We start from the raw sequence: 20655 nt of genomic DNA, 5'->3' as shown, positions 1-20655 counted from the left end.
GTAAGGGACCGGACGGGACGAAACGGTGTGCCGGACATCCTCAACGGACTTTGGCGGCTCTTTTAAGGCTTTCTGAAGATGACCTTCGAACGGCTGTTTCCACGCCGGTCGCGTCCTAGGCTCTCGAACACCCCCCACAGTCCCGGTGGGCGCGGTCGCGTCCACCGGGTACGGGGACTCCGCCAGCCGACCGACAAGCCGAGGTGTCCTGCGTATGGGTTCCCGCCGAGCCGCTCGCCCGTCCCGCTCCCACGCCCGCCCGCGCGGCGGGCTCAGGAACCGCGGTACCGCGCTGGCACTCGGTGCCGTCACCTTGACCGCGGGCGTCGGAATCACCCTGGCCGTCAGTGACGGCGACGACGGCGGGGCCTCTGACCGGGTCACCGCGAGCGCCGCGGACCAGGCGTCGAACGCCGAGGAAGCGGCGGGCGGTGCGGCACCGCTCGCCTCCGCGTCGGCGAGCCCGAGCGCCACGGCGAGCGGCTCGCCGCGCCCGAGTGCCGAGCCGAAGAGGACCCCGACGAAGACGGCGAGCCCCACGGCCAGTGCCCCCGAGGCTTCCGCGCCGACTTCCAAGGCTCCCGTCAGGGCCACCACGAAGAGCGGCAGCGACCGGTCCGGCGGCAGCGGTTCGGGGTCCTCCAGCGGCTCTGGTTCGGGTTCCGGCTCTGGTTCGGGTTCCGGCTCGGGTTCCGGTACGACGGGCGGTGCCGAGGCGCAGGTTCTCGCGCTGGTCAACGAGGAGCGGGCCGCGGCGGGCTGCTCCCCGGTCACCGCGAACAGCAGGCTGACCCGGGCCGCCGACGACTACAGCGACGTCATGGCGAGCAGCGGTGTGATGTCCCACACGGGTCCCGACGGCTCCACGATGGCGAGCCGGGTCGAGGCCGCCGGCTACCAATGGTCGGCGCTGGGCGAGAACATAGCCCAGGGCCAGGCGGACGCCGCCGCGGTGATGGAAGCCTGGATGAACAGCCCCGGCCACCGCGAGAACATACTCAACTGCTCCTTCAAGGAGCTGGGCGTCGGCGTCCACTCCGGCGACGGCGGCCCCTGGTGGACGCAGGACTTCGGTACCGGCCGCTGACGCCGGTCACCGCCGCCCAGGCGTCACCGGTCAAGCGCCCCCGGCCGCCCGCGCGTCCGCCAGCGCGAACGACACCGCCACCCGCGCGCCACCCAGCGGCGCGCGCGTGATCGTCAGTTCGCCGTCCGCCGTACGGGCCGCCCGGGCCACGATGTCCAGGCCGAGCCCCGTGGAACCGCCCACGCTGACGCCCCGGGTGAGGGCGGCCTCGGGGTCCGCGACGCCCGGCCCGGCGTCGTCGACCGTGAGGCGCACGTGCCGGTCGCGGCGTTCCACGCGCACGACGAAGCGGGTGCCCTGCGGGGTGTGCCGGAAGACGTTGCCGATCAGGGCGTCGACGACGGCGGCGAGGTCGTCCTCGGGGAAGGCCACGGGGGTCGGACGCGGGGTGAGGGAGCGCTCGAACGGCCGCTCCTGCTGGCCGGCGAGGACCGACCAGAAGTCCAGGCGCATGGCGACCACCTCGGCGACGTCGCACGGTTTCGCCGTGCCCGCCCCGGTCCCGGCGAGCTGTGCCGCCGCCAGGGGGGTGCGCGCCGCCGCGATGATCGAGTCCAGCTCGCGCTCCAGTTGCCCGGCGGCTTCCGTGACCCGCCGGGCGCTCGGTGTCGCGCCCATCCGGTCGGCCTCCAGGTACAGGGCGGTGAGCGGGGTGCGCAGCCGGTGCGAGAGGTCGGCGACCAGCTCGCGCTCGACGGCGAGCAGGTCGACGACCCGGTCGGCCATGGTGTTGAACGCCGCTCCGGCCTCCTGGAGCTCGGGCGGGCCGTCCGGTTCCACCCGGACCCGGAGATCGCCGGAGCCGAGGGCGAGCGAGGCGCGCTTGAGGCCCCGGGAGGAGCGGACCACGCGAGCGCCGAGCCGGTCGGCGACCAGTACCGAGCCGCCCACCAGGCCCAGGGCGAGCAGTGCCATGACACCCCAGGAGGCCGTCACCCCCCGCGTGAGGTCGGCGGCGGGCACGTAGGCCTCGACGACCGCGACCCTCTCGCCCCGCAGGACGACGGGCTGCAGGTAGGCCCAGCCGTCCGCGGTGTCCACCGCGAGCGTCTCCCGGCCCCGTACGGCCCGGTCCAGGGCCTCCTCGGGCGCGTGCGGGGTGCCGACGAAGCCGCCGTCGGGCAGCCGTACGACCAGTTGGTCGGCGGAGCCGAGTTCGGCGACGGCCTGCTGGACGTCGGCGCGGCGGGTGGTGAGGGCGAGGACCGGCGAGAGGGCCGCGGCGCGCTGCTCGGCGGCGGTGGTGACCCGGTCCCGGGCCTGTTCGCGTACGAGGAGGGCGAGCGGGATGAGGAACGACAGCGCCACCATGGAGGTGACGGCCAGGGCGATCCCGGCGAGGGCGCGTCTCATGGCGCGCTGACCAGCTTGATGCCGATCCCCCGCACGGTGTGGAGATAGCGCGGCTTTCGCGCCTTCTCGCCCATTTTGCGGCGAAGTGCGGAGAGATGGACGTCCACCGTCTGGTCCTCGACGTACGGCTGTTGCCACACCTCGGTGAGTATCCGCTGCCGCGACATGACCTGGTCGGCGTGGGCGGCGAGGTAGGCGAGCAGGTCGAACTCCCTTCGGGTGAGGGGCAGTTCCCGGCCGGCGAGGTGGGCGGTGCGCGCGGTGGAGTCGATGCGGAGGTCGGCGACCTGGAGGACGGGGGGACGGGCCGCCCGGAGGTCGGCGGGCGCGGAGCGGCGCAGCACGGCGGCGAGCCGGGCCGCGAGCTGGCCGCCGGAGAAGGGCTTGACCATGTAGTCGTCGGCGCCCGCGTTGAGCAGCCGGATGATCTCGGTGTCGTCGTCGCGGGCGGTGGCGACCAGCACCGGGACGCGGGAGATGCCCCGGATCATCCGCAGCACGTCGAGGCCGTCGAGGTCGGGCAGTCCGAGGTCGAGCACGACGATGTCCGGCGGGCTCTGGGTGATGTCGCGCAGCGCCTCGAAACCCTGGTGTGCGGTCTTGACCGCGTAGCCGTGTCCGGTGAGGACCTCGATCAGCGCGGCCCGGATCACAGGGTCGTCCTCGACGACAAGTACGGAGGCCATGGGCAGGCACGTTAGCCGGTCCGTCACTATGGTGTCGTGTCCCGCCTCCTTCGCTACCTGATCATCTGGCTGTCCTGCACGGCGGCCAGTGTCACGGCCGTCATCATCACGATCCACTTCGTGGTGGGGTCGACCCGGCCGACCGCGCCGGTCGCACAGACGGCGCCGAAGGAGCTCCCGGCCCCGCCCCGGCCGACCGTGTCCAAGACCGTGACGGCCACTCCCAGCCCGTCGCCCACGAGCCGCGCGCCCAGCCCGGCCCCGTCCCGCACCAGCACGGAGCCGCCGGAGCCGACTCCGACCCCCACACCGACGCCGAGCCCCCGCACCACGGCCCCGCGGCCGCCCGGGGGCGAGGGTTCCCCGGGCTGCGAGGAGGGCGGGGCAGGGGTGTACACGGTGCCCTCCGAGGGCGGCAAGGCGACCGTGCGGTTCGGCGGTGGCGGGGTGTGCCTGATCTCGGCGGTGCCGAACCAGGGCTTCACGGTGCGTACGGAGCAGGGCGCGCCGCAGACCCTGACGGTGACCTTCGAGGCGAGCCGCCACCGCTCGGAGATCACCGCCACGACGCAGCCGCAGAGCCGGGCCGACGTCCGCGAGGTGTCGTGGTGACGTTCCTCACCCGCGCCCTGCCCCCGGTCACGGTGTGGCGCAGGAGGCCCCGTTCAGGCTGAACGCGGTCGGGGCGCTGTTGGCGGCGCCCTTCTGGGCGGTGAAGCCGAGGGTGACCGTGCCGCCGGCCGGGATGGTGGCGGTGTAGGAGGCCGGGGCGACGCTCACCGCGCCGGCGTCCTGGGTGGCGGTGCCGCCCCACATGTTCGTGACGGTCTGGCCGTCCGCGAAGGCGAAGGCGAGTGTCCAGGGGCCGACGGCGGCGTCCCCGGTGTTGCGGACGGCGATCTCGCCCTGGAAGCCGCCGGGCCACTCGCCCACGACTCGGTAGCCGACGGAGCAGGCGCCGCCGGGGGTGCCGCCGCCCTCGTCGGTGGTGACCTCCACGGTGGCGGAGCGGGCCGACCGGTTGCCCGCCGCGTCGCGGGCGTGGACGGCGAAGGTGTAGGTGGTGGCGGCGGTGAGTCCGGTCACGGTGGCGGTGGTGGTGGTCGAGGAGGCGACCGTGGTCCCGGTGCCGTCGCCGACCAGGACGACGTCGTATCCGGTGACCGCGGTGTCGTCGGTGGCGGCGGCCCAGCCGAGCGTGACGGAGGTGTCGGTGACCGCGGTGGCGCTCGGGGTGCCGGGTGCCGTCGGGGCCTCGGTGTCGTCCGGGGCGCCGTCGCCGTAGACCGTGGCCTCCTCGGAGGTCTGGGCGATGCCGTTGACGCCGTGGAAGATGCGTTCGCCCCAGTCGCTGAGCCTGCCCGGGTCGAAGTCGAGCGCCAGGTCGAGCACCGGGTCCGTGTTGCCGCTCCACGACCAGGCCAGGTAACCGAGGCGGAGCTGCTCGGCGGCGGCCATCATGGTGTCCTCGCCCGGATCGCCGTACTGGTCGGCGGGTCCGCCGAACTCGCCGATGAGGATGGGCAGTTGGGCGTCGACGAACGCGTTCAGGTAGTCGGTGATCTCCTGGGCGGTGTCGAAGACGCTGTACATGTGGATGGAGAAGATCAGGTTGCCGGTGGGGTCGGCGTCGTAGACGGACCGCGCGTTGGCACGCATGACACCCTGCCAGTCCTGGCCCCAGTTGGGGGCGTCCACCATGATCGTGTGCTGGAGCCCGGCGGCGCGCAGCTTCTCGACGGCCGCGACGGTCGGCTCGGTCCAGCCGGCCGGGTCGGTGTTGCCCCAGGGCTCGTTGCCGATGTTGACGATGACGTAGTCCTCCTGGCCGGCCAGGACGTCCTTGAGACCGATCCAGTAGTCGGCCGCGTGGTCGAGCGTGCCGGCCGCCGCGTCCTCGCCGTAGCCGGTGGTGTCGTGCACCTCCAGTACGCAGATGAGCCGGTTGGCCTTGCACTGCTCGATGACGGCGGCGACGTCCGCGGGGCCGTTCTCGCTCCAGCGGTGCCCGTCGGAGAGGACGACCCGGACGCTGTTGGCGCCCAGCGCCTTGACGTCCGCCAGCGACTGCGTCTCGCCGGGGTACCAGGTGTGGGCGTGGTTGACCCCGCGCATGACGAAGTCGTTGCCGTTGCCCTCCAGCAGCCGGCCGTCACCGATGTGCAGGCCGGCCGCCTGCGCGCCGGCCGACGGGACTGCGGCGGGCCGCGCCGCGGGCGACTGGGCGAGGGCCGCGCCCGGACAGAGGGCGCCGACGACGACCAGCCCGATCAGCGCGGCCAGTCCGGTCAGCAGGCGGGCCGGGAGGGTTCTCGGTGTATCGCGTCTTGCTGGGCGCACGGCGACTCCAGGGCTGAGTAGTGCGGACACGGGGGAACGGCGAACACGTGGGAGCGCTCCCACACCGGCCCATGAAACTCACTACGGCGCGTACACGTCAAGACACCGGACAGAAAACGCTTGCTGTCCGGTGTGGGGAGAGCCGCGCTCAGACTCCCGGCGCCCCCGGCCGGTCGACACGAGCGACGATCCCGAGTCGCGCGCGTGGACCGGAAGAGCCGGAACGTGTGACGGGCTTCGGCCGGCCGCCCCCGGGCGTCAGTCCACCGTCACCACCACCGAGTGCCGTCCACTGGCGCCGTCCGGCACGGTGCGGGTGCGCTTGTCCGTCTGCACCTCGCCGGTGCGGTCGGTGGCCCGCACGGTGAGGGTGTGACCACCCTTGGTGGCCCGCCAGGCGTACGACCACTGTCGCCAGGTGTCGCGCGAGTCCTCGGCGGCCAGGACGGCCTCCTGCCAGGGGCCGTCGTCGACGCGGATCTCCACCTTGTCGATGCCGCGGTGCTGGGCCCAGGCGACTCCGGCGACCATCACGGTCCCCGCCTGCGGCCGGGCGAACGGCTTGGGCGTGTCGATCCTGGACTGGGTCTTGATCGGGGCCTCGCGGGCCCAGTCGCGCTTGACCCAGTAGGCGTCGTAGGCGTCGAACGTGGTCAGTTCGATGTCCTCGATCCACTTGCAGGCGGAGACGTAGCCGTACAGGCCGGGCACGAGCATGCGGACGGGGAAGCCGTGGTCGAAGGGCAGGGGCTCGCCGTTCATGCCGACGGCGAGCATCGCGTCGCGGCCGTCCATGACGTCCTCGACGGGGCTGCCGATGGTCATGCCGTCCACGGAGCGGGCCACGAGCTGATCCGCCGGGCCGCCCGCCGACGGCGGCCGGACACCGCACTCCTCGAGCAGGTCGGCGAGCCGGACGCCGATCCACCGGGCGTTGCCGACGTAGGGGCCGCCGACCTCGTTGGACACGCAGGTGAGGGTGACGTCCCGCTCGATCAGCTCCCGCCGCAGCAGGTCGTCGAAGGTCAGGGTCCGCTCCCGGGCGACGCCCTCGCCGTGGATGCGCAACCGCCAGGCGGTGGCGTCCACCTTGGGGACCACCAGGGCGGTGTCGACCCGGTAGAAGTCGCCGGCGGGGGTCACGAAGGGGCTGACACCCTCCACCCGGACCTGTGCTCGCCGGGGCACCGCCGGGGCGGGCGAACCGGGTGGCGGAAGGGTGACGTTCTCGCGGGAGGCGACCGCGTCCCGTCCGCTCACGCCGCTCAGGGCCCGGCCCAGCACACCGGCCCCGGCCGAGGCCGCGGCGGCGGCGGTCGCCGCGATCACGAAGCGGCGCCGGTCCCAGCCCGCCCCCGGCTCCCCCGGCACATCCCGGTGCGGGGCCGGGAGGAGACCCGTGAGGAGGTACAGGAGCACCGCGCCGGCGACCGCCCCCAGGACCGAGGGGAAGGCGTCCGTGACTCCGGTGGCGTCGGGCCTGCCGAGGGCGGCCGCGGCACCGACGGCTCCGAAGACCAGGACTCCGGCGGCTCCGGTGCGCCGCCGGCGGGCCGCGAACGCGCCCACGGCCAGGGCGAACAGGGTCAGCACGGCGAGGATGCCGAGCTGGAGCACCAGTTTGTCGTCGCTGCCGAAGTTGCGGATCGCCCAGTCCTTCACCGCGGTCGGCGTACGGTCGATGGCGGCCGCCCCGACCGCGACGACGGGGCCGGCCTGCGGACGTACCGCCGCCGCCACCAGTTCGGCGACGGCCAGTGCCGCGCCACCCGCCAGCAGACCGCTCAGGGCGCCCAGTCCGATGCGTGTCAAGGTCCTTGCGGTCTGTTTCCGTGGGGTCGTGCCGTGGTCGCTCACGACGGTAATCCGACACCGGGCGGCGGACGGATTGGTGGCGCGCCGCCCTCGGTCACCGCGGGTCCCTCCCGAAGGCGTGATCCAGCACCGTGCGCAGCGCGTGCCGGACCGCCGTACGTGACTCGTCGGTCAAGTCGATGGTCTCGAAACCGTGGTGGCCGTGCGGCACGTCGACCACCTCCACGTCGGTCCCGCAGTCCTTGGCCGCGGTCAGGAACTCCTCGACGGTGGCGGCGATCTCGGGCATCTCCCGTCCCACCCGGGTGAGGACGACGGGCAGGGCACCGGCGTTCGCCACGGCGCGCGCCGGTCGGAAGCGGGATTCGGACAGTCCCCAGTTCGGCAGCGGCGCCAGGACCGGGTAGGTGGCCGCGAGGCAGCGCAGCCACGCCGGCGGCGCGTCCAGCCAGTCGGCGGAGATCAGGCCGCCGCCGGAGAAGAACCACAGGGCGACCCGGTCCCCGTCCACCCGCGGATCGGCCCGCACCGCCTCGACGGCGGCGGCCACGTCCGCGGCGGCCCGCTCGAAGTCGCCGAGGTCGTGCAGGCGGTGGTCGAGGAGTGCGCCCACGGCTCCGTCCCCCGCCACGCACCGCGCGTACCCCGTCAGCCCGGGCCAGTCCCGCGGGGTGGGCCGGGCGTCGGCGGGGACCGGTCCGCCGTGCACGAGCACCACGGCGGGCCGCGGCTCCTCGGCGTCGGGCAGGTAGAGGTCGACGTTCCCGTGCCGCTCCCTCGGGACGTCGGGCACGTCCATCAGGAAGGGCCGCAGGTGGCCGGGCCCCGCGTCGTCGTCGACCGGCTCCAGCCGGTGCCCCTCGCCCGCCGCGGCCCGCAGCAGCACGTCCGTCAGCTCGGCGGGCAGGGACAGCATCGGCCAGTGCCCGGTGGGCAGTTCGAAGAAGCTCACCCGGGGGTCGGTCAGCGGGCGCAGCGCGGGATCGCCGAGGCGCACCAGCATCTGGACCAGCTCGATGCTCGTGCCGTTGCCGGTGCACAGCACGCCGGTGGTGGGCACCGGGCCGACGGCGCCGGTCAGCCGCAGCGGCTGGAGCAGGGTCCCCAGCGGCTGGGGCGCGGCGAGGGCGGTGAGCCGGTCCAGGGCCGCGTCCGGCACGCCCGCGGTGCTGCCCCAGCGCGGCCACTCCTCGTGCGCCGGGGGCGGCAGCACCCCGTCGGCCTCGTCGGCACCTACGGCCCCGGCGAGGTGCTCGCGCAGGGACTGGTCGGGCACGGCGGCCAGGGCGGGGACGCCGTCCCGCGGCAGACCCGAGTCCAGGTGGACGATCCGGTCGATGCGCTCCGCACGCCGGTCGGCGGCGCCGACCGCCGGGTGGATGCCGTAGTCGTGGCCTACCAGCACGATCCGCCGGTCCCCGGCCGCGCCCACCGAGTCGATCACCGCGAGCACGTCCGCGATGTGGGTCTCCAGGTCCACGCCGGGCGCGGTGGCCGCGCGCGGTCCGTCGAGGCCCGTGAGGGCGACCGTGTGCGCCTCGGCGCCCCGGGCGGTCAGGCGCGCGGCCGTGTCCTGCCAGATGTGCGTGCCGGTGAACATGCCCGACACCAGGATGAACGCGGTCATGGTCCTCTCTCCTCCGTCCAGCGCGGCCCGGCCCGATCACCGGCCCGCTGTCGCCGGTACGGTAGGAACTCCCCCTGAGGGAGGTTCAAGTGTTCACCTCGAACGACGGTCTGTGCGGCATCGGCGAGCTGGCCGAGGGCGCGGGTGTCACCGTCAAGACCGTCCGCTTCTACTCGGACCGGGGTCTGCTGCCGGAGGCGTCGCGCAGCGCCGGCGGGCACCGGCGGTACGGTCCGGAGGCACTCGACCGGCTGCGGCTGATCCGCTCGCTGCGCGCCCTGGGCCTGGCCGTTCCCGAGGTGCGCCGGATCCTCGACGAGCGCAATGCGCACGGCGCGGCGGGCGTCGAGGGCGGGGCGCTGGAGGCCGCGGTGGCGGGCCGGCTGCGTGAGGTCGGCTCGGAGTTGAGGGCGTTGCGCTGGCGGGAGGCCGCGCTGCGGCTGGTGCAGGAGGCCCCGCCCGGCGAGCAGGCCGACCGGTTGCGGTTGATCGGTGCGGTGTCCGTCCCGCCGAGCACGGCCCCGCTGGTGCGGTTCTGGCGCGGCTGGCTTCCGGCGAGGATGCCGGCCAGCTCGGCCGGCGCGTTCCTGGACGTGGCGGTCCCGCAGCCGCCCGACGAACCCGCCCCGGCCCAGGTCCTGGCCTTCGCCCGCCTCAACGCCCTCACCCTCGCCCCGTGCCGCCCGGGAACCGTCCAGCCCCAGCCCGAGGCGCACCGGGCCGCCGGGGCACGGGGGGCCGCCCTGCTGTACACGGGGCTCGCGGAGGCGTACGAGCTGGCCGGGGCGCACCTGCGCCGCGGCCGGGAACCGCACCCGGGTGAGGCCCTGGACGCGTTCGTCGCCTCGTACACGAGCGCGTACGGGGTGCGGGACACCCCCGGCTTCCGCCGCCGGCTGGCCGGGCAGCTCGCGGCCGACCCTCGGCTGGACGGGTACTGGGAGCTGGTGGCCGAGGTGACCACCGCTCCCGGCGCGCGACCGGAACCGACGCCCGGGTCCGCGCACGACTGGCTGCTGGCGGCGCTGACCGCCGGGACGGGGGCGGTGCCGGATCAGGGCACGTCGCCCCGCCAGTCGAAGCGGCGCGTGTCGCCCGGCCTCGGCGCGTAGGCGGAGCGGCCGCCCGGGCCGTAGCGGCCTATCTCCGTCGGCAGCGTCACTGCGCGGGCACGCTCCTGTTCCGTGAGGTCCGTGACGTCCAGCAGCAGTCCGTCCAGGGGCCCGCCCACCAGATGCGCGTAGACGCGTCCGGCGCGCGGCCCGGGGTTGTCGTGGTCGGCCCCGTAGACCCTGCCGCGCATGAACTCCACCTCATCCATGACTCGAAGCCTCGCATCCGCCACTGACAACGGCACCTGAGCGCCGGGGACGAGCCTGCGGTCGAGCCCCGCCTGGAACGGCGGTTCGTCCAGCAGCTCGAGGAGGCAGCGTGCGCCCGCCGCGGCCGTCACGGCACCGGTGGTGCCGGACACTGCGGGGAAGAGCCTGCCGTAGGCGGCGGCGCGGTTGAGGGCGCTGAGCCGCCAGGCGAGGCTCACCGCACGCCGCAGCTGCGCTGCCGTACGGCCCTCGCCCGTCCAGGGTTCGAGGTAGGCGTCGCGCAGGCGCGGCAGTACCTGCGGCCCGTAGCGCTCGGCGGCGCGGCGGGCGGGGACGGCGAGGCTGGCGAAGGGCTGGGCGACGACGGCGTCGCCCCAGTCGAAGAAGGTGAACCTGCCGGGCGCGGGGCGGAACAACTGGCCGTCGTGCAGGTCCGCGTGGTCGAGGGAGTCGGGGACGCCCAGGGCCGTGAGTTCCGCGCACCAGTCCAGCAGGCGGGGGCGAAGTTCCAGCAGCGCGGCCCGGTCCCGGGCGGACAGCGGCGCGTCGTCGAACCGGTCCAGGACGTCGGCCGGCGCGCCGGCGGGCACTGCGGGCACGCCCAGGCGTTCGATCTCACTCGCGCGCGAGGTGAGGGCGTGCTGCATGACGGCGTACTGGCGCAGGAGTTCCTCCCAGTCGCGGGGACCGACCGCTTCCCGTGCGAGGACGTCCCGGAAGAGCGGCCCCCCGTCGGGCAGCAGCGACCAGCCCCGGGCGGCCTCCACCGCCAGCGGCTCCAGTACGTGCCCGGGGACCCAGCGGGCCAGCGCGGCGGTCAGCGCGCCCTCGAAGGCGCTGGCCGGCGGGTTCGCCTTGAACCACACCGCCTCGCTTCCCACGACGCCGACCCGCAGGAGGACGGACCACGGCCGCAGCCGGACCCGCCACCGTCCCGTCGGCCGCAGGCCGTGGGCGGCCAGCCGGGCCTCGATCCAGCCGACGGCCTCGGCACGCCAGGCCGGTTCCTCCCAGGGGGTGACGGTGTCCTGGTACCGCCCCCGGTCCACAGACTCCGGCGTGTCACTGAGCATCACGCCATCCCAGCATCGTGCACCGCGCGCTGCCACCGGATTTCGCCCCGCCCGGGCGTCCCGGGCGGGGCGAGTCGGATCAGGCCAGGTCGAAGCGGTCGAGGTTCATGACCTTGACCCAGGCGGCGACGAAGTCGTGCACGAACTTCTCCCCCGCGTCGTCGCTCGCGTAGACCTCGGCGAGCGCCCGCAGCTCGGCGTTGGAGCCGAAGACCAGGTCGGCGCGGCTGCCGGCCCACTTGACCTCGCCGGTGGCCGCGTCACGGCCCTCGAAGGTGGTCCGGTCCTCGGACGTCGACTTCCACGTGGTGCCCAGGTCGAGCAGGTTGACGAAGAAGTCGTTGGTCAGCGAGCCGGGCGTGCGGGTGAAGACGCCGAGCTGGGACTGCTGGTGGCCCGCGCCCAGCACGCGCAGGCCGCCGACCAGGACGGTCATCTCGGGCGCGCTCAGGGTGAGCAGGTTCGCCCGGTCGAGGAGCAGGAACTCGGCGGGCAGCCGGTTTCCCTTGCCCAGGTAGTTGCGGAACCCGTCGGCGGTCGGTTCGAGGGCCTCGAACGACTCGGCGTCGGTGTGCTCCTCCGTCGCGTCCACGCGGCCCGCGGCGAAGGGGACCTCCACCGGGAAGCCGGCTTCCTTGGCGGCCTTCTCGACCGCGGCCGAGCCGCCGAGGACGATCAGGTCGGCCAGGGAGACCTTCTTGGCGCCGGACCCGGAGTTGAACTCCCGCTGGACGCCCTCCAGGACGCGCAGCACCTGCGCCAGCTCGTCGGGCTCGTTGACCTCCCAGCCGCGCTGCGGCTCGAGGCGGATACGGGCGCCGTTGGCACCGCCGCGCTTGTCGCTGCCGCGGAAGGTGGACGCCGATGCCCACGCGGTGGTCACCAGCTGCGACACCGACAGGCCGGACTCGAGGAGCTTGGTCTTGAGGGTCGCGACGTCCTCGGCGTCGATGACCTCGCCCTCGGGCTCGGGCAGCGGGTCCTGCCAGAGCAGGGTCTCCTCGGGGACCTCCGGGCCGAGGTACAGCGACTTGGGGCCCATGTCGCGGTGGGTCAGCTTGAACCAGGCGCGGGCGAAGGCGTCCGCGAACTCCTCCGGGTTCTCGTAGAACCGGCGGGAGATCGGCCCGTAGATCGGGTCGAGGCGCAGCGACAGGTCGGTGGTGAGCATCCGCGGGCGGTGCTTCTTCGCCGGGTCGTGCGCGTCGGGGATGATCTCGGGGGCGTCCTTGGCCACCCACTGGTTGGCGCCGGCCGGGCTCTGCTCCAGCTCGTACTCGAACTCGAAGAGGTTCTTGAAGAAGCCGTTGCCCCACTGGGTCGGTGTGCTGGTCCAGGTGACCTCCAGACCGGAGGTAATGGCGTCGCCGCCCTTGCCCGTGCCGTGGGTGCTCTTCCAGCCGAGGCCCTGCTGCTCCATGGCGGCGGCCTCGGGGTCGTCGCCGACGGCGTCGGCCGGACCGGCGCCGTGGGTCTTGCCGAAGGTGTGTCCGCCGGCGATGAGCGCGACGGTCTCCTCGTCGTTCATCGCCATGCGGCGGAACGTCTCACGGATGTCGCGGGCGGCGGCGATCGGGTCCGGGTTGCCGTTGGGGCCTTCCGGGTTGACGTAGATCAGGCCCATCTGCACGGCGCCGAGCGGGTTCTCCAGCTCGCGGTCGCCGGTGTAGCGCCGGTCGTCGAGCCAGGTGGTCTCGGGGCCCCAGTAGACGTCCTCCTCGGCCTCCCAGACGTCGGCGCGGCCGCCGGCGAAGCCGAAGGTCTCGAAGCCCATCGTCTCCAGGGCGACGTTGCCGGTGAGGACGAGCAGGTCGGCCCAGGAGAGGTTCTGGCCGTACTTCTTCTTGACCGGCCACAGCAGGCGGCGGGCCTTGTCGAGGTTGCCGTTGTCGGGCCAGCTGTTGAGCGGGGCGAAGCGCTGCTGGCCGGCGCCCGCACCGCCGCGGCCGTCGCTGATGCGGTAGGTGCCCGCGCTGTGCCAGGCCATCCGGATCATCAGCGGGCCGTAGTTGCCGAAGTCGGCGGGCCACCAGTCCTGCGAGGTGGTCAGCACCTCGGCGATGTCCCGTTTCACGGCCGCGAGGTCGAGGGCCTCGAAGGCCTCGGCGTAGTCGAACTCCTCACCCAGCGGGTTGGCGACGACGGGGTTCTTGGCGAGGATCTTCAGGTTGAGCCGCTCCGGCCACCACTGACGGTTTCCGCCGCCCTGCGTGGGGTGCGGGGCGCGTCCGTGGGCGACCGGGCAGCCGCCCGTCTCCTCGGTCTTCGCATCGGTCACGATGGCGTCGTGGTTCTCGGACATGGGAGGGAAATCCTTCCGAACGGGGCGGATCAAGGTGCTGGGGAACTGCCGGGGGTGGAGCAGTCGGGGCACAGGCCCCGGTAGATGACCTCGGCCTCGTCTATCACGAAGCCGCGGTCGTCGGAGGCGGTCAGGCAGGGCGCGTCGCCGAGGGCGCAGTCGACGTCGGCGAGGGCGCCGCAGGACCGGCACAGGACGTGGTGGTGGTTGTCACCGACCCGTCCCTCGAACCGCGCCGGGCCGCCGGGCGGTTCGATACGGCGCACGAGCCGTGCCGCGGTGAGGGCGTGCAGGGCGTCGTACACGGCCTGGAGGGAGACGTGCCCGACGCGCCGGCGCACGCCGGAGGTGAGTGCCTCGGCGTCGAGGTGGTCCCCCGCCCGGACGGTCTCGAGCAGCGCGACACGGGCGGCGGTCACCCGTAGTCCCGCCCCGCGCAGTTCCTCGGCGGTGGCCGGATTCCGGGAGTTCCGGGATGCCGTCATGGCGGCGAACCTACTCCCTGAAACACGAACCACTCAAGGAAACGAACAACTCCAGCGTGGTAGACAACGTGCGTGGTGGGCACTGGCATGGGATGCCGCCCCGTACGACGCGACGACAGGAATGAGTGGCCGGTGCTTTGGAAGACGTTCCGCTGGGCCTTCGCCGTCACGGCCCTCGGCCTGGCGGCGGGCGTGCTCTACGACGGCTGGACCGCCCTCGGCATCGTGGCGATCCTGTCCGTCCTGGAGGTCTCGCTGTCCTTCGACAACGCGGTGATCAACGCCGGGATCCTGAAGAAGATGAACGCCTTCTGGCAGAAGATCTTCCTCACCGTCGGCATCGTGATCGCGGTGTTCGGGATGCGGCTGGTCTTCCCGGTGGTGATCGTGGCGATCAGTGCCCGGCTGAGTCCCTGGAACGCGGTGCACCTGGCGCTCACCGACAAGGACCGCTATCAGGAGCTGGTGACGGACGCCCATCCGTCGATCGCGGCCTTCGGCGGCATGTTCCTGATGATGATCTTTCTCGACTTCGTCCTCGAAGACCGGGAGATCAAGTGGCTGGGGTGGCTGGAGCGTCCACTGGCGAAGCTCGGCAGGGTCGACATGCTGTCGGTCTGCATCGCCCTGATCGTGCTGCTGGTCTCCGCGACCACCTTCGGCGCCCACGCCCACCAGCACGGCGGAACGCACGCCGACAAGGCGGAGACGGTCCTGCTCGCGGGCGTCGCCGGTCTGATCACCTACATGGTCGTGGGCGGTCTCTCCGGCTTCTTCGAGCAACGCCTCGAGGACGAGGAGGAGCGCGAACAGGAGGCGGAGAAGCAGGCGGAGAAGGACGCGGAACGGGCTGGGCGGCCCGGATCCCCCGTCAAGCTGGCGGGCAAGGCGGCGTTCTTCATGTTCCTCTACCTGGAGGTCCTGGACGCGTCCTTCTCCTTCGACGGCGTCATCGGCGCCTTCGCCATCACCAACGACATCGTCCTGATGGCCCTCGGCCTGGGCATCGGCGCCATGTACGTCCGTTCGCTCACGGTCTACCTGGTCCGCCAGGGCACCCTCGACGACTACGTCTACCTGGAGCACGGCGCCCACTACGCCATCGGCGCCCTGTCTCTGATCCTCCTGGTCACCATCCAGTACGAGATCAACGAGATCGTCACCGGCCTCGTCGGCGTCGTCCTCATCGGCGCCTCCTTCTGGTCCTCCGTGCGCCGCAACCGCGCGCTGCGGGCCGGCTCCTGAGCGGCGGCCCCGATCGCCCGACGCGGCCCGGCGCCGTCACCGCAGGCGCCTGATGTCACCGCGCACCCGGTAGAAGCCGCCCGACGCGGCGTGCAGCGCGTCGACCACGTAGCGCGCGCCCGGCTCGCGGATCGCCCTCGGGAACTGGACGTTCCACGAACGGTCGTACCCTTCCGTCACCACATGGATCCGGGTACGGCCGTTCTCCTGGACGCATTCGACCACGACGGAGCCCGCGGGCGCCGCGGTCACGGTCGTCACGGCGGTGGCGGTGGTGGCGGGCGCGTACGTCGGCAGGGTGGCGGCGAGCTTCACGTCCCGGGCGACGGGCACCGAGCCCTGCTGCGCCGCCGTAACCGCCGCCTCGCTCGCGTCCACGCACACCAGGGAGCCGTCGGTGGTGACGAGGAACAGCCGCTCGTCGCGGTACTGCATGGACAGGGCGGAGCCGCCGCCCGTGCCCAGCTTCCACAGCCGGGTGCCGTCCCGGTCGAAGCAGTACACGGAGGACGCGGAGTCGCCGGCGAAGACGAACCGGCCGCCGGGAGAGGTGGCGCACGAGTACACCGGGCTGTCGCAGTGGTAGGTCGCCTCGATGCCACCGGTGGCCTTGGACAGCCGCTGGACCGTGTGCCGCGCCGTTCCCGCGTAGACCGCGTCGTCCTCCTGCCAGCCGAAGAGCACCGCTCCCTGGGTGGGCGTGTGCCACAACTCGGTGCCGCCGTCCGGGGAGTGGGCGGTCACGCCGCGGGTGTGCCCGTGGTAGACGGCCCGGTCGTCGGCGCGCACCATCCAGGCGTGCTCACCGCGTCCGCCGCGCGACCACTGGTGTTCGTCCTCGTGGTCGATCACCGTGAGCCGTCCGGCGCGGTCCGCGACGTTCAGCACGCCCTCGTGGATGTCGAGCCAGAAGATGTCCACGTCGGCCGCGATGTCGTAGGCGGCGAAGGGCAGTTTGGACGAGAGGTCGTAGACCCGGCCGTCGTCGCAGCCTGCGTAGATCCAGAAGTCGTCGGCGACCAGGCACTTGACGCCGTCGGGCAGCTGGTAGCGGGCGAGGACCTCGCCGCCGTGGGCGAGGGTGTAGACGTCGCCCGCCTGATTGCCCACCCAGCAGCGGTCCTCGTCGATGTGGATGCCGAAGGCCGCGGAGCCGGTGCGGAACCGCCACAGGACCGGTGCGACCGCGCGGGCGGTGGACGGCGCGGAGGCCACCTGCCGGCGGGTGACCGCGCGCGGCGCGCGCTGTCCCTGCACGGCGGGCTCGTAGCCCTTGCGCACCTTCTCGCCTATCTTCTTGGCGGCCGCGGCCGCTGCCTTCTGGGCGGTGGGGAAGGTCGACGTCTGGGTCTGTCCTGCCGCGCCGATCCGGCCGTAGCGCACCGTCACGACCTGTCCCTGGACGGTGACTTCGTAGAACTTGTGCGCGCTCCCGTCGTCCTGCGACAGCTCCAGGTACGTCCTCGACATGGCAGACCTCTCCCCGGTCGGTCCCGCGGCGTGTTCCGCGGGTTCCACTGATCACACCGTACGAGGTCCCACTGACAGTCGGCCGTGACGGCGGACCGGGGGGCGGCCGCTCAGGAGACGGCCGGGGGCGGCGGGGTCCAGCGGCGGGTGCGGGCGGCGGCGCCGGAGACGCCGTACTCCTTCCTCAGCTGCTCGGGGATGGCGTAGTGCATGACGCGTCCGCGGGTGAGGGAGGACAGTTCGAGGGCCGTGGTGAGGTGGCCGAGCCGGTCCAGGGCCCACGCGCCCAGCGGTGAGCGGTCCTCGATCGTCTCCAGGACGCCGAGGAGGTGCGGGGCGGCCTTGACCAATGTGTCCCAGGTGCTGCGGGGCACGTCCAGCCAGTCGGCGCACGTGTCGCCGACGAGGTGGCGGATCAGCGCGGAGACGACCGGGTCGAAGAGGGTGCCGGGGACGACTTCCTCGTACAGGTCGATCAGTTGCCTCGTCAGGTGGGCGCCCTCCTCGGAGGGGCCCATGTGACGCAGCATGTACAGGTCGAGGAACTGGCGGGCCTCGTCGAGCGTGGCGGGGACGGCCGTCTGGTCGACGCCGAGCATGGCGCCGACGACGCGCCAGGCGTAGTAGTAGGCGTCCGCGCCTTCGGCGGTCATGTGGATGCCGAGTCGGTGCAGGCTGTCCAGGACGAGCAGGGAGAAGAACATCTGCCCGCCGATCATGTCCTCCTGGCAGATGGGGACGCCGAGGGTGCCGGTGTCCCAGCGGTCCTCCCGCTTCAGGTGGTGGCGGATGGCGGCGTGCAGCAGGCGTACCTTCTGGGCGGCCGGGATGAAGCGTCCGCCGGACTCGAAGGCGTCGGGCTGCATGAGGTAGACGGTGAACTGGCCGGTCTCCGCCATCCGTTTGGAGGGGTAGTTCAGGCCGTGGGTGGCCGACAGCAACCGGGCCACGTGCGGGACCAGGTAGCAGGCGGGCATCGACGCGAACGACAGCGCGGTGGAGATGTGCACGTTGTTGTCGATGAAGAACAGGCGGGCCCTCTCCATCTCGTCCCAGTCCACCCAGTCCGGCGGGGTGCCGGTCACCCGCAGGTACTCCCGGGCCACGCCGGGGAGGCCGTCCGGGAGGTCCTGGCCGGTGGTGGAGACGTAGCGCATCAGTGAGTTGAACGTGCCGACCTCACCGCGCTCGAAGAGGGTGGCGACGACCGCGTCGGCCAGTTCGTCACCGCTGCGGCGCAGGGCGTCCATCGACTTCTCGGTGTGGGGCATCGCGGTCTCCTCGTCAGTGCGTGCGGTCGGTGGCCTGTTGGGCGAGTTCACGCAGGGCCCGGCGCGCGTGCGGTGGTGTCCCGGCGGTGTCCAGGGCGCGGGTGGCCCGCTCCACGCGGTCGGCGATCATCCGCTCGATCCGTTGCGGCGCGTTCAGCTCCCGCATGAGCCGGCGCACGTCGTGCAGGTGGCTCGCGTCCAGGTCGCCCCGGCCCAGCAGGCGGCGCAGCCATTCCCGTTGGGACGCGTCGGCGGCCTTCCAGGTCTCGGCCAGCAGTGCGGTGGGCCGGTGGGCGCGCAGGTCGTCCAGGCTCGCCTTCCCGGTGCTTTCCGGGTCCCCGAACAGGCCGAGCAGGTCGTCGCGCAGTTGGAAGGCCTCGCCGAGAGGCAGCGCGTAGGCCCGGTAGGTGTCCCTCAGCGCGGGGGCGGCGCCGGCCAGCAGGCCGCCGATGAGCAGGGGGTGCTCGACGGTGTACTTGGCGGTCTTGTAGCGGACGACCTTCAGGGAGGTCCCGGTGTCCGGAGGTCCACCGGAGTGCAGGATCTCCAGGCACTCGCCGGCGATGAGTTCACGGGCGAGCGCGGCCCACAGGTCGCGGGCGCGGGCGAGATAGGCGGCCGGCAGACCGCTGGTGGTGAACAGGCGGCCCGCGAGGACCATCAGCTGATCGCCCACCAGCATGGCAAGGGACCGCGCCGCCGTACGGGCGTCGGGACGGCCGTCCCGGGCGAGTACGGCTTCCAGGGCGACGTGGGCGGTGGGCAGGCCGTGGCGCAGGCGGCTGTCGTCGATGAGGTCGTCGTGGACGACCGCGGCGGCGTGCACGAGTTCCATGGAGGCCGCGGCGCGTACGAGCGCGTCGCTCTCGGGCTGCCCGGCCGCCCGCCAGCCCCAGTAGCAGAAGGCCGCCCGCAGCCGTTTGCCGTGCCCGGCCGCCGCCCACAGCTGGTCGGCCACGGGCGCGAGGGCCGCGTCGACGGCCGACAGGTGGCCGGCCTCCTCGTCCAGGAAGCTCCGCAGGACGCGGTCGACGCGGGTCTTGAGGCCCGCCTGGTCCCAGCGGTCAGGCATCGGCGTCGTCGGCTGCCCGGCGGGCCTTCACGTGCCGGGCGAGAACCTCCAGGTGGGCGGGCGGCACCTGAGCGCACCGGTCCAGGACGAGCCTGCCCCGGGCCTGGAGGTCCTGTTCCGCCTCCCGTACCAGGTCGGTGGTGTCCGAGCGGCCGAGGAGCCCGCGCAGCCCGCCCACCGCCGAGCCGATCGTGCTCACCGCCAGGTCGGCAAGTCCGGCGACCAGCAGCACGGCCCGGTCGTCCCCGCCCGGTCCGCGTCGTGTCGATTGCGTCATGCTTCTCCCCCAGGGGATGTCGTGGTCGTGGACGCGCCTGGTCGACGGCGCCTCCGGTCGGACCATGACGAGCATGACCGGCCACCCGGGGCAGAAGATCCCGAATACCCCTTTGAGCGATGTGGGGAACAGGTGTCAGGCGGACCGCTCGACGCTCCACCGCGGCAGCAGCTCGAAGAAGGCGACGGCGTCCTCGCGCCACCGCGGACGCCAGCCCGCCGCGACCAGCCGGGCCCGCTCGGCGTACTGCCGCATGTCGGCACGCATCCGGTCGGCGACGCCGGCGCGCTCGCCGATCGCGCGGATCTCGGCGATGGTCTCCGGCGTGCAGGCCGGATCGCCCAGGGCCCGGTTCACGAAGGCTCGCTCGGTGCCGCTCACGGCGGACAGCAGTCGGACGACGGTGTAGGTGTGCCTGCCCTCGCGGATGTCGCCGCCCGTCGGTTTTCCCGTGGTCTTCTCGTCGCCGAACAGGTCCAGCCAGTCGTCGCGCATCTGCCCGCAGATGCCGACCAGCCGCGCGTACCGGCGCAGCTCGTCCTCGTGGGCGCCCGGTTCGACGCCCGCCGCGAGGAGGCCCAGGCGCATCGGTGCGAGGACCGAGTAGCGGGCGGTCTTGTGGTCGGCGACGTCGTCCAGCACCTCCGCGTCGGGGGCCGTGGCGGTGAAGTCCCGTTCCAGGTCGGCGATCTGGCCCACGATGGTGTCGGCCGCCGCCCGGGTCTGGGCCTCGATCATGGCCTGACGCACCTCGATCGGCAGCTCGGCGTCCAGGAGTACCCGCAGGGAGAGGGCGAGGGCGAGGTCGCCCGCGAGCACGGTGAGACCGAGGGCCGCCCGCGGACGCTCGGGGAACCGCTCCCGGTAGGCGTAGTAGGTGGTGGGGCCGCCCCGGCGGGTGGCGCTGTCGTCGATGAGGTCGTCGTGCACCAGGCCGTGGGTCTGGAGCAGTTCGATGCTCAGTGCGGCGGCGTCCAGCCCGTCCACCGGCCCCGCGGTCACCAGGCGCGCCGCCTCGTGCAGCAGCACGACCCGCATCCGTTTGCCGCCGCGCAGCGACAGGTCGCGCAGCAGCCCGACGCAGTCCGGGGTGAAGCGGCTGAAGGACGGGGCGTCCAGTGTCGTGCCCAGGGTGTCGAAGTACTCGGCGAAGAGCGCGTTGAACCGGTGCTCGGTCCGGGCGGCACGGTCCAGCGGCTGCTCGGTCATGACGAAGTCCTCCTGGGGGCT

At 73.1% G+C, this 20655-nt stretch carries 18 protein-coding genes and 1 pseudogene; 4 read left to right on the top strand and 15 right to left on the bottom strand.

The genetic code is table 11. The features are described from left to right. Positions 1–214 precede the first annotated feature (214 nt). Positions 215–1087, top strand: a complete 873-nt coding sequence (locus ACFYZ3_RS11570) for a CAP domain-containing protein (RefSeq protein ID WP_388515581.1) — start codon at positions 215–217, stop codon at positions 1085–1087. 30 nt (positions 1088–1117) lie between these two features. Here ACFYZ3_RS11570 and ACFYZ3_RS11565 read toward each other — a convergent pair whose 3' ends face one another. The 3 genes from ACFYZ3_RS11565 to ACFYZ3_RS11555 are packed head-to-tail and all read right to left on the bottom strand — an operon-like array spanning position 1118 to position 3524. Further along, positions 1118–2440: an ATP-binding protein gene (locus ACFYZ3_RS11565; RefSeq protein WP_388515579.1), complete on the bottom strand. Its 1323-nt coding sequence runs from the start codon at positions 2438–2440 to the stop codon at positions 1118–1120. Continuing rightward, positions 2437–3126 (bottom strand): response regulator transcription factor, encoded by a 690-nt coding sequence (locus ACFYZ3_RS11560; protein WP_388515577.1) that lies wholly within the window; start codon positions 3124–3126, stop codon positions 2437–2439. Before ACFYZ3_RS11560 ends, ACFYZ3_RS11565 begins: the two co-directional genes overlap by 4 nt. Before the next feature lie 53 nt (positions 3127–3179). Beyond that, positions 3180–3524 (bottom strand): hypothetical protein, encoded by a 345-nt coding sequence (locus ACFYZ3_RS11555; RefSeq protein ID WP_388515575.1) that lies wholly within the window; start codon positions 3522–3524, stop codon positions 3180–3182. Between ACFYZ3_RS11555 and ACFYZ3_RS11550 the strand changes: the two genes are divergently transcribed. Further along, complete coding sequence (locus ACFYZ3_RS11550) at positions 3517–3738, top strand: hypothetical protein (RefSeq protein ID WP_388515573.1); 222 nt, start codon at positions 3517–3519, stop codon at positions 3736–3738. The genes ACFYZ3_RS11555 and ACFYZ3_RS11550 overlap by 8 nt on opposite strands. Before the next feature lie 27 nt (positions 3739–3765). Here ACFYZ3_RS11550 and ACFYZ3_RS11545 read toward each other — a convergent pair whose 3' ends face one another. The 3 genes from ACFYZ3_RS11545 to ACFYZ3_RS11535 form a co-directional block, all read right to left on the bottom strand. Next, on the bottom strand, positions 3766–5466 hold the full coding sequence (locus ACFYZ3_RS11545) for a cellulase family glycosylhydrolase (protein ID WP_388515571.1): 1701 nt from the start codon (positions 5464–5466) through the stop codon (positions 3766–3768). Positions 5467–5724: 258 nt separating this feature from the next. Beyond that, the gene (locus tag ACFYZ3_RS11540) at positions 5725–7323 is read right to left on the bottom strand and encodes a sulfite oxidase (protein WP_388515569.1); all 1599 of its coding nucleotides are present in this window, start codon (positions 7321–7323) and stop codon (positions 5725–5727) included. Between the two features lie 52 nt (positions 7324–7375). Next, positions 7376–8908 carry an alpha/beta hydrolase gene (locus ACFYZ3_RS11535; protein WP_388515567.1) on the bottom strand — a complete coding sequence of 511 codons (1533 nt, stop codon included), beginning with the start codon at positions 8906–8908 and terminating at the stop codon, positions 7376–7378. 89 nt (positions 8909–8997) lie between these two features. Between ACFYZ3_RS11535 and ACFYZ3_RS11530 the strand changes: the two genes are divergently transcribed. Beyond that, a complete protein-coding gene (locus ACFYZ3_RS11530; RefSeq protein ID WP_388515565.1) occupies positions 8998–10020 on the top strand; it encodes a MerR family transcriptional regulator in 1023 nt (340 codons plus the stop codon). Here the strand turns inward: ACFYZ3_RS11530 and ACFYZ3_RS11525 are convergent. The 4 genes and pseudogenes from ACFYZ3_RS11525 to ACFYZ3_RS11510 form a co-directional block, all read right to left on the bottom strand. Continuing rightward, on the bottom strand, positions 9963–10229 hold the full coding sequence (locus ACFYZ3_RS11525) for a hypothetical protein (protein WP_361002096.1): 267 nt from the start codon (positions 10227–10229) through the stop codon (positions 9963–9965). The genes ACFYZ3_RS11530 and ACFYZ3_RS11525 overlap by 58 nt on opposite strands. Before the next feature lie 78 nt (positions 10230–10307). Next, positions 10308–11303, bottom strand: a pseudogene (locus ACFYZ3_RS11520) (aminoglycoside phosphotransferase family protein); the annotation flags it as partial. A gap of 79 nt (positions 11304–11382) precedes the next feature. Continuing rightward, the gene (gene katG / locus ACFYZ3_RS11515; RefSeq protein ID WP_388515563.1) at positions 11383–13605 is read right to left on the bottom strand and encodes a catalase/peroxidase HPI; all 2223 of its coding nucleotides are present in this window, start codon (positions 13603–13605) and stop codon (positions 11383–11385) included. Between the two features lie 29 nt (positions 13606–13634). Continuing rightward, positions 13635–14090 (bottom strand): Fur family transcriptional regulator, encoded by a 456-nt coding sequence (locus ACFYZ3_RS11510; protein WP_388515561.1) that lies wholly within the window; start codon positions 14088–14090, stop codon positions 13635–13637. Between the two features lie 132 nt (positions 14091–14222). Here ACFYZ3_RS11510 and ACFYZ3_RS11505 point away from each other — a divergent pair, with 132 nt between their 5' ends. Continuing rightward, on the top strand, positions 14223–15335 hold the full coding sequence (locus ACFYZ3_RS11505) for a DUF475 domain-containing protein (RefSeq protein WP_388515559.1): 1113 nt from the start codon (positions 14223–14225) through the stop codon (positions 15333–15335). Positions 15336–15371: 36 nt separating this feature from the next. On the opposite strand, the gene ACFYZ3_RS11500 is transcribed toward ACFYZ3_RS11505, so the two are convergent. From ACFYZ3_RS11500 to ACFYZ3_RS11480, 5 genes are all read right to left on the bottom strand, one after another. After that, positions 15372–16805, bottom strand: a complete 1434-nt coding sequence (locus ACFYZ3_RS11500; protein WP_388515557.1) for a WGR domain-containing protein — start codon at positions 16803–16805, stop codon at positions 15372–15374. A 110-nt stretch (positions 16806–16915) separates the two neighbouring features. Continuing rightward, the gene (locus ACFYZ3_RS11495) at positions 16916–18076 is read right to left on the bottom strand and encodes an oxygenase MpaB family protein (RefSeq protein WP_388515555.1); all 1161 of its coding nucleotides are present in this window, start codon (positions 18074–18076) and stop codon (positions 16916–16918) included. 13 nt (positions 18077–18089) lie between these two features. Further along, a complete protein-coding gene (locus ACFYZ3_RS11490) occupies positions 18090–19148 on the bottom strand; it encodes a polyprenyl synthetase family protein (protein ID WP_388515553.1) in 1059 nt (352 codons plus the stop codon). After that, positions 19141–19425 (bottom strand): polyprenyl synthetase, encoded by a 285-nt coding sequence (locus tag ACFYZ3_RS11485; RefSeq protein ID WP_388515551.1) that lies wholly within the window; start codon positions 19423–19425, stop codon positions 19141–19143. Before ACFYZ3_RS11485 ends, ACFYZ3_RS11490 begins: the two co-directional genes overlap by 8 nt. Positions 19426–19560: 135 nt before the next feature. Beyond that, entirely contained in the window at positions 19561–20634 is a 1074-nt protein-coding gene (locus tag ACFYZ3_RS11480) for a polyprenyl synthetase family protein (protein WP_388515549.1), read from the bottom strand. Positions 20635–20655 lie beyond the last annotated feature (21 nt).

This window comes from Streptomyces sp. NPDC001599 (assembly GCF_042893535.1).
Taxonomy (GTDB): domain Bacteria; phylum Actinomycetota; class Actinomycetes; order Streptomycetales; family Streptomycetaceae; genus Streptomyces.
This window is presented reverse-complemented; position numbering and strand designations above follow the sequence as displayed.